This window comes from Alteripontixanthobacter muriae (assembly GCF_013336795.1).
Lineage (GTDB): Bacteria > Pseudomonadota > Alphaproteobacteria > Sphingomonadales > Sphingomonadaceae > Pseudopontixanthobacter > Pseudopontixanthobacter muriae.
On the sequence record NZ_JAAFZT010000010.1, the window covers coordinates 1 to 7,723 of the forward strand.

Sequence of the window (7,723 nt, forward strand, 5' to 3'; positions counted from 1 at the left end):
CACCCGTCGCCGACATTCATATCTGGGCGGCATCAGCCCACTCGCGTTCGAAGCCAAGGTGGCATAATGAGAAGGTGACCGGCACAAAACCGTTACAAGTCCACACGAGCGAATTTGTCTCGCGAGACCGTCGCATCCCTCCCATGTTGCCGACCCTGAAAGTAGCTGACAGTTGAGCATTGGTGAGTTCATCACCCGGCACTAGTTCGTCAATTTGCGCCATGACGCTTCATAAGCTCCTTCGCTATGGGAATGTCAGCTGGTGCGAGATCGATGCTGAGGAGCTCTTCTAGCGCAATCCAGACATGATCGTCGTGCACTGTCAGCTGGAAGTCGGCATCTTCAAGTAAGACCTCGATTGCTATTAGCGAGATCGCTCCGCCTGGATAGATATACTCCGAAACGGTCAGGACCTCACCGGCGGTAGATCGAACGCCGAGCTCTTCTTGAAGTTCGCGAACAATACAAGTTTCGACAGTTTCGCCCGGCTCAAGCTTGCCTCCAGGAAACTCCCAGTAGCCCGCGAGCTTTTGACCAGCCGCACGACGAGTGACGAGCACTTTGCCTCCCCGCATTGCGATTGCAGCCGCCACCTTTCTCATTTCCTGAACGCGACACGATCAAGAGCACCAACTACGGACCCCACTGCGTCTGCAAGTTGCTCGTAGCTCACCGGAGAAACTAAGCTTTCGAGCGCCGACAATCCGATGCTATTCTGATCTGGAAGTTCTTCAGTAGGAACGATGAAAAACAGCCACTGGCTTGGCTCTTTGTGGTTCGCAGTCTCGTCAATGACAGAATGCCAAGCGAAGATATAAACATCTGCATTCCGACCTGATTCAGCAACCCAATTCGGTCCATCGTATCGGCCTTTACGTGGGCGTATGTCGAACGCGGGAATAGATGATTTCTTTGATTGCCAGGTCTGTTTCGCGGCTGACTGTTTCACCTCGATGCGAACACCATCCTGGCTCTCAATATCCCATGCCGCGTAGTCCCCCGAACACCATGACCACCTACCTCCCAAAGCTTCGCAGATTATCGCTTCGGCCACGTAGCTCCTCATGACATTCATGATCAGCGGCTTGCCGAAGACCTGCTGTGAAACTTTGTTCTCAATGTCTTTGGCGTTTATCATCACCCATCACAGTCTATCATTGCAGCCGCCCTTCTTGCTGAACGCACCCTTCTCGGCGAGCTCTGTATAGATCACCTTGCTTCTAGCGCTCGCTCGATGAGCGCCCAATTATCACTCCACGGTGCGAGCTGTGTCTCGTTTAGGGCGGAATGGAACGAACCCGGTGCTCTTGGCCGGCGCCCTCCGTGCTTGTGAAGATACGCAGTATGCTGGTCCTCAACCAACCCCGCCAGGTCACCCTGCGTCAGCAAATAAAGTCGGTCTTCGCCTGCGGCGTCTCCCAATTTCACAAAGATGTAAATCAGGTCTTCGTCGAGCTCCGCATGGACGCCTTTGACCGTCTGAATGTCCTTGGCGAGTTCAATCTCCAGATACCGTGAGGCATTGAGATGCCAGCTGCCTTCGCGCGCCGATTTCACCTGGACTCCTAGCGTTCGACCGTCCCGCGAAGCGAGAATATCAAACTCGGGCACGTTCCCGGCGAAAGTGGTCGCACAGATCCCGCGGCGGCCTAATTCCGATACCACCAGGTGCTCTCCGACCTGCCTCGCAAGGTAGGTTCCTCGATGAACACTTTTTTTGCCTGCCAAGTTTTTCCCTTCTTTACGATACCGGTGCCGCTCCATTTCTTCTCTTGTAACATGTAGCGGCGCCGGGCGATAATTTAGCCAGGTGAGAGGGAGAGCAAGGTGCAGAACACCGCCAGTGAGCTGCGAGCTGGAAAGATGCGTTGATGATCGCACCAGATGATCCGCGGCCGGGCCAGCTTGCCCAGAGGTCCGAAGCGAAAGTCATTAAGGTCTTCGATGGAGACGGTTTCCTCGCGCGTGTTTGGAATCCGGCAAGATCTCAGTGGGTCGAGGGTGTGCCGTTTCGCTTTGCGTTCATCGACGCACCGGAGATGGGGCAAGCGTTCGGAGCGGAAGCGCATGCGTTTCTTGAACACCTGATCGGAGGCAAGGGGCTACGCTTAGATCCTATCGGCAAAGAATCACAAGGCTTCTTGCCGATCGACAATTATAAGCGAATGCTTGGCATGGCTTATCTCACTGAGGAAATACCAGTCGGCCCAGTGCTTTATTATGTCGGCGGGAAGTGCGGTCGTGGAATGGTTCGAGTTGCCCGCCCTGTGACGCGGAATGTAGAACTCGAGATGATCGTAAACGGTTATGCGTGGGTGTTGCGGCAGTATGCATTCGATCGTGAAGACGAGTATTTCCAAGCAGAAGAAAATGCGCGGCAAGCTCGTAGAGGTCTGTGGAGCCAGAACAATCCCGAGATGCCGTGGAAATTTAAGCAGAAGCAAAAGCGCCGCAAGGTCGCGCGAGAGGGGCAGCTAGGTCTCTTCTCGGGAGATTGAAGGCCGAAAACAGCCCCGGTTCCTGCCGGAGGGCAGATGGCCCTGAGGCGGTAACCGCCGGTGGATGGCGCTGGACGAACAACCTCCCGGATTTCGGCACCACCCTGGTCGCTTCGCGCTAGAAGCTCTAGGACCTCCTCCTCGGCGCGGTCGATACGTTTCCTGTCGCCCCATGAAGCTGCTGGTGTCAGTAGTCAAAGCCCGCGGCGAAGATCGCTAAAGAGGGGGCCTAACTGATCCAGCGTGCCATTGTCGTCCGCGCGCAAGAGCATCTCCGTCAGAGCCGCAACGAAGGCCGTGCGTTCATTCATGCGCTCGAAAGCTGCGGCTTCTGCTGCTCGCTTCGCTCTCCATTTGAGGTTCAATTCCCGCTTCAAATGGATAAGCGCGGGGTGCTCCCCTACGCGCCTTCCCTTTATCGCACCTCGCTTCTTCAGTCCCTTCTGAATGGCCGAGCTAGAGACTCCGAAGTGCTGCGCAAGCTGCCGCTGGTTCTTGTCCCCGAACTCGTAGAGGTCGACGATGGTAGACCAATCGGTCTGCGAGAGCCGTCCGGCTCGTGAGGGTGAAGGCGGTGCTTTGGTCATCTCCCAGTATAGCACATTCTGCACCTGCTCACACCGGCTGGTTGTATAAATCAACCAGGAGCTCGACACGGATTTCGGGTTCGCATCTCGGGAAAGAGGAACTCTAACTGTAGGGCAAAAAGCTTGCGAAACGGAGCAACTTAAAGCAACTGCCGATTGCACGCACCCGCAGGAGCCGTGCTCCGACCATGGCGCGAAAGTCGTGAGTGGCATGCTCGCGTAGGCTTCTTTCCCCTGGCGGGTGTCAGTATGTTATGACCGGAGGCCATCGCTTTTCGAAGTCACGCCTGACGGGCGCCAGCAAACCTCCGTAGATCGCCAGGGATCTCTGCGCGTTGCAAAGAGATGTATCCGATGAAGCACCTCAAGCACGATCTTGCGCAAGGTGCCGGCGGTGTCGTCATGTATTCTCTTTTTTCAAGTTCACGACAAGTGGGTGCTGTCGTGGCGTTCGCGCAGTCCCCAATGATGTTGAGATTATTTGTCAATTAGAAGTGAACCATATCATGTAGCCCATAAACACCCAAGAATATGCAAGCACCATGTAATCCAGTGCGCATGTCTTCTGCTTAACTGCGAGATCTATCAGTTCATCAAATTCCTGTTTCATAAATTCTTTTACTTTCATGTTTTCGTTGAATGTAGCTACCGGGCTTCGCCCGGCAGCAGATCGACGCTACTACGCAGCGTCAGTCTTTCTTTTTATGTGTTTAGATAGCATCCCAAGGAAGACTTCTATCCCCCCGCAACCGTGAAAAGAAATCATCACAGCTGCGAGGGGTTATTCCTTGGTTATCCCATGGGAAGTGGTGAAGAGCATTGAGTTGAGCGACAACTGGGATCGGCGGGACGCTTTGCCGATCGACTTGCTCCGAAACCCCGGCCTCTCGGCCCGTCCGGTTATCTAGCGCGTGCTAGAAGCACCCTGCTGAGCTTTCCTTCAACTCTCACAGGGCAGGGGGCTTTCCGCCCCCATCTTGTTGCAACCTTTCACTCCCACTGACGGAGCGGGCTTTCACCAGCCGGTCGTTGCGGCTGATTTTCCCATTGCGCGCACTCGCTCGGCTCCGGTCTACGTCCCGGCTACCGATTTGCCGTAGGGCAGGCGGCTGTATCCCTTGTGCTATGGCAACGCGCGGTAGCTAACCGTCTGTCGCGGACCAGAAATGGCTTGCCTTCAGTATACCACCGCGGGCAACGATTTTGGACCAAAAACGCCGCGGTGGCGCTTAGCTGTGGCTGCGTTGCGACAAGCCGACGGGCCGTGATTGGCATTCAGTTGACGCGCTATCATAGACGCGTCTATGAGCCCGACGATGACAGACACTATAAAGCGCGACAATTCCTATTGGCTCCATCGTCTCGGAAGGGACGGTCGGGATGACCTGCTCAAGATGATCGATGATGGCGACATCACGGTATACCGGGCTTCCCTGGCTGCTGGCTATCGCAAGAAGCGAGCAGCAACCTCCAGAGCGGATCAGATCTCTTATCATTATTCCCGAGCGGACCTCGCCGAAAAGCGGCGTTTCATCATCGAAAACTGGGAGAGTGTGGCTCGCATCGTTACCGCCTTGGTGAAGCAAAAGCGGGAGAGCGAAGAGGCACAAAAACCCATCGAATAGGCTGGAAAACAGCCCGACAGATCGCTCCGCTTCTCCTAGAATAGTGGGAAATAACAACCACTAAGGAAAAGCACATGATTACTCCCGAAGACATCATCACCATCAGCGACGCCGCCAAAATCTGGATGGCTCGGTGTGAGCTCGAGAAGCTGGAACGTGCGACGCTCCACTCGTATCGCGGCCATGTGAAAAATCACATCGAGCCAAAGATAGGGCATCTGCTGCTCACTGGGCTTAGCGCTGTTGATGTGCGGGATTTTCTCGACGCTATGCTGCGCGATAGCACGCGCGCAATGGCGAAGAAATGCCTGACGACGCTCCGATCGATCATCAGTGCCGCGCAGGAAAGAGGTCTTGTGCAGCACAACATGGCACGCGATGTAAAGCTTCGGCGATCGGAGCGCCACGATCCTGACCGCGTGTTCCCCACCAAGGACGAGATCAGGGCTTTGATCTCAAACGCGCTGCCAAAGCACCAGCCGCTCATCATGACTGCGCTCTTCACTGGTATGCGCATGTCAGAGCTGCGTGGACTGACGTGGGATGCAATCGACTTCGAGCGAAGCGTGATCACCGTCAGGAAGCGTGCTGATCGCTACTGCGACATAGGGAACACCAAGAGTAAGTCCGGTCGGCGCGAGATCCCTATGGGGCCGCAGTTGGCGAAGGTGCTCAAGGGATGGAAGCTTGCTTGTCCTGCCGGCGAGCTCAACCTGGTTTTCCCAAACGGGGTGGGTAACATCGAAACACATTCCAACATCTATAACCGTGTCTTCAAACCGCTGATGCTGAAGTCTGGAATAGTTGACGGAGAGGGCGCTCCGAGGTTTTCACTCCATGCACTGCGGCACGCGGCTGCGTCGCTTTTCATTGAGCAAGGTTGGCCGCCGAAGAAGATCCAGACGATGCTTGGGCATTCGTCTCTCACCATGACCTATGATGTTTATGGCCACCTGTTTCATGATCCCGCGAAGGATGTGGACCTCATGGGCGAGATGGAGCGGGGGTTGTTGGCCGCGTAGTCAGGGTGGGCAAACTCCGCTAGACCTTGCATGAGTTTCGAAGAAGACTGGCAGGGTCAGCTTAGGAGGTCAGAGTGAGGGTCGAAGATGCTCGTTTGTTTATCGAACAGAAGGTGCTCGACCCTGCCCTGAGCAGTCCTGATCTGCCTGATAGCGCCAAGGCAACCATACGGAACACCAGGTCGTGGCTGCCTCGCTTTCGGCGTATTGGTGATCTGATCGCCTATATGGATCGCTTTAAAGGAACTGGAGAGACAGATGTTTATCGCGAGCTCAAGGCTGCGGACCTCTTAACCTTTGAAGACATTCACGACGACTTCATGGACGTGTTCGGGAAGTTCGCTTCTGAGCGAACACGTCTGGACGATTTCGTGGTTGGAGAACGCTACACCGGCAGCGAGCTAGTGATTTTCGCCGAGGTCTACGATAACAGAAGCGGGGGCATTCTGCTGATCGGTCGGTCCGGCAACCCTCAGGCAGTTTTGGTGAAAGCGACCCTGTCCGGCGGTAAATACCCAAACGCGTGGATCTCAGAACCGGAGCGGCTCAGATACTACCTCAAATCTCGGAAGGAGGTGTTCAGCGAGGCTTACGTTGAGAATGCCGCTATCATCAAGAACCCCGAGATCCCAGTCTATGTGTTTTATCGCACCGATGACAGGGAGTCATCCTTCACCTTTTCAGGCCAGTATAGGAATGAGACGGTTCACAAAGAACCGGATGGTTCGAAGTGGTTCGAATTGGTGCGGTCGGAGGCTATCGCTCCCAGAAACCGCGTTGAGGAGGGTGAGCTCCGGCGCGATTTTCTGAAGAAGGTCGCTGTGGCTAAGCGGGGATCACGACAGGACCGGCTAAGTCGGCTAAAGAATGCGTCGAAACGTCCCGCGAAGGTCATTACGTCATCAACGGCATATCTCCGCAACCCCGACGTCGTTGCTGAAGTTCTGTTCCGCAGTAATGGAACTTGCGAGGGATGCGGATCCAAGGCTCCATTCAAGCGCAACGCCGATGGCTCGCCTTACTTGGAGGTTCACCACATGAAGCATCTATCTGAAGGCGGTGAAGACATCGTGGAGAATGCGATTGCTGTCTGTCCCAACTGCCACAGGCGTGAGCACTTCGGACCGCGAAACTGGCATTGAGGCAACCAGCGCAAGCAACGTCTTGCAGGATGGATACCCAAATCGCTTCTTTGACGAGAGGGAGGGGGGAAGTTGTGGCAGGCCGCATAATCGCGCAGAGGCACAAGATTACCAATAGAGAGGAGATCAGGTCCCTTTTTGACGCGGTTCGAATCGGGAACCTGGCAGAGTGGGTGCAAAACTATGGGTTGAGCAATCAACTCGATGGATCACGCGATACGATGCGCCTGGTCTGTCTTACTGCCAACTTCGTTCCACGAAAAGCGAGTTCGGCGAGAGTCACCGTTGATCTTGCCGTGCTGACGCCAGTGGTTTTAGCTCCTACGCCGAGCGCACCGAGAGCAGTTTCACCTTTTCTGTAGGCGCTCCAAGCACCGTGGGTGCCCCTGATGATTGCAACGATCCCAACCGCGCCCAGGCCCGTAGTGGCGCTATCGAGAATGGTGTCGCTGACATCGATAACCGTTCCGCCAAGCGCCAGATCGATCGTTTCGGTCAGTTGGAAGTCTGTCATACCGCCGTCGATGACGCCCGTCTTTTCTGCGACTTCGGATGTGGCAATGAGAGGAATGTGGTCTGCTACTGATTCCACATAAGCGACACTGTCCGTCGCCTTGATCTGATAAGCGATGCCATCGATCGTAATATCCGTATCGGGGTGATTGAAGTTCGCGAAGCGCTCGCCGCCGAATCCACTCTCAACAACTTTCTCGAAGAAGGCGCCTTTAGTTAGCGATGCCAAGCCTACTAGGGTCCGGACTCATTAGAGCCACCAGGTGACGATGGCTGCGATAGCGATTGTGGCCATAAAGGTCTTGATGTTGCGGTCGAAGCGGGTGGCGACCCGCC

At 55.2% G+C, this 7,723-nt stretch carries 9 protein-coding genes; 4 read left to right on the forward strand and 5 right to left on the reverse strand.

Translation table 11 applies throughout. The annotated features are described in order from the left end of the window. Window positions 1–209: 209 nt before the first annotated feature. The 3 genes from G7A66_RS03300 to G7A66_RS03310 form a co-directional block, all read right to left on the reverse strand. Window positions 210–602 carry a (deoxy)nucleoside triphosphate pyrophosphohydrolase gene (locus G7A66_RS03300; RefSeq protein WP_174294294.1) on the reverse strand — a complete coding sequence of 131 codons (393 nt, stop codon included), beginning with the start codon at window positions 600–602 and terminating at the stop codon, window positions 210–212. After that, window positions 599–1,138 carry a hypothetical protein gene (locus G7A66_RS03305; protein WP_174294295.1) on the reverse strand — a complete coding sequence of 180 codons (540 nt, stop codon included), beginning with the start codon at window positions 1,136–1,138 and terminating at the stop codon, window positions 599–601. Before G7A66_RS03305 ends, G7A66_RS03300 begins: the two co-directional genes overlap by 4 nt. A gap of 71 nt (window positions 1,139–1,209) precedes the next feature. Continuing rightward, the gene (locus tag G7A66_RS03310; protein WP_174294296.1) at window positions 1,210–1,728 is read right to left on the reverse strand and encodes a hypothetical protein; all 519 of its coding nucleotides are present in this window, start codon (window positions 1,726–1,728) and stop codon (window positions 1,210–1,212) included. Window positions 1,729–1,871: 143 nt separating this feature from the next. Here G7A66_RS03310 and G7A66_RS03315 point away from each other — a divergent pair, with 143 nt between their 5' ends. Then, the gene (locus G7A66_RS03315; RefSeq protein ID WP_232366615.1) at window positions 1,872–2,498 is read left to right on the forward strand and encodes a thermonuclease family protein; all 627 of its coding nucleotides are present in this window, start codon (window positions 1,872–1,874) and stop codon (window positions 2,496–2,498) included. Between the two features lie 194 nt (window positions 2,499–2,692). On the opposite strand, the gene G7A66_RS03320 is transcribed toward G7A66_RS03315, so the two are convergent. Next, window positions 2,693–3,085, reverse strand: coding sequence for a hypothetical protein (locus G7A66_RS03320; protein ID WP_174294298.1), 393 nt, complete (start codon window positions 3,083–3,085; stop codon window positions 2,693–2,695). Between the two features lie 1,304 nt (window positions 3,086–4,389). Here G7A66_RS03320 and G7A66_RS03325 point away from each other — a divergent pair. The 3 genes from G7A66_RS03325 (at window position 4,390) to G7A66_RS03335 (ending at window position 6,874) form a co-directional block, all read left to right on the forward strand. After that, window positions 4,390–4,710: a hypothetical protein gene (locus G7A66_RS03325; protein ID WP_174294299.1), complete on the forward strand. Its 321-nt coding sequence runs from the start codon at window positions 4,390–4,392 to the stop codon at window positions 4,708–4,710. Between the two features lie 74 nt (window positions 4,711–4,784). After that, window positions 4,785–5,732 (forward strand): tyrosine-type recombinase/integrase, encoded by a 948-nt coding sequence (locus tag G7A66_RS03330; RefSeq protein WP_174294300.1) that lies wholly within the window; start codon window positions 4,785–4,787, stop codon window positions 5,730–5,732. Window positions 5,733–5,806: 74 nt separating this feature from the next. Continuing rightward, window positions 5,807–6,874, forward strand: coding sequence for an HNH endonuclease (locus G7A66_RS03335; RefSeq protein WP_206675048.1), 1,068 nt, complete (start codon window positions 5,807–5,809; stop codon window positions 6,872–6,874). Window positions 6,875–7,070: 196 nt separating this feature from the next. Here the strand turns inward: G7A66_RS03335 and G7A66_RS03340 are convergent, their stop codons facing one another. Next, complete coding sequence (locus G7A66_RS03340; protein ID WP_174294301.1) at window positions 7,071–7,616, reverse strand: hypothetical protein; 546 nt, start codon at window positions 7,614–7,616, stop codon at window positions 7,071–7,073. Between the last annotated feature and the right edge of the window lie 107 nt (window positions 7,617–7,723).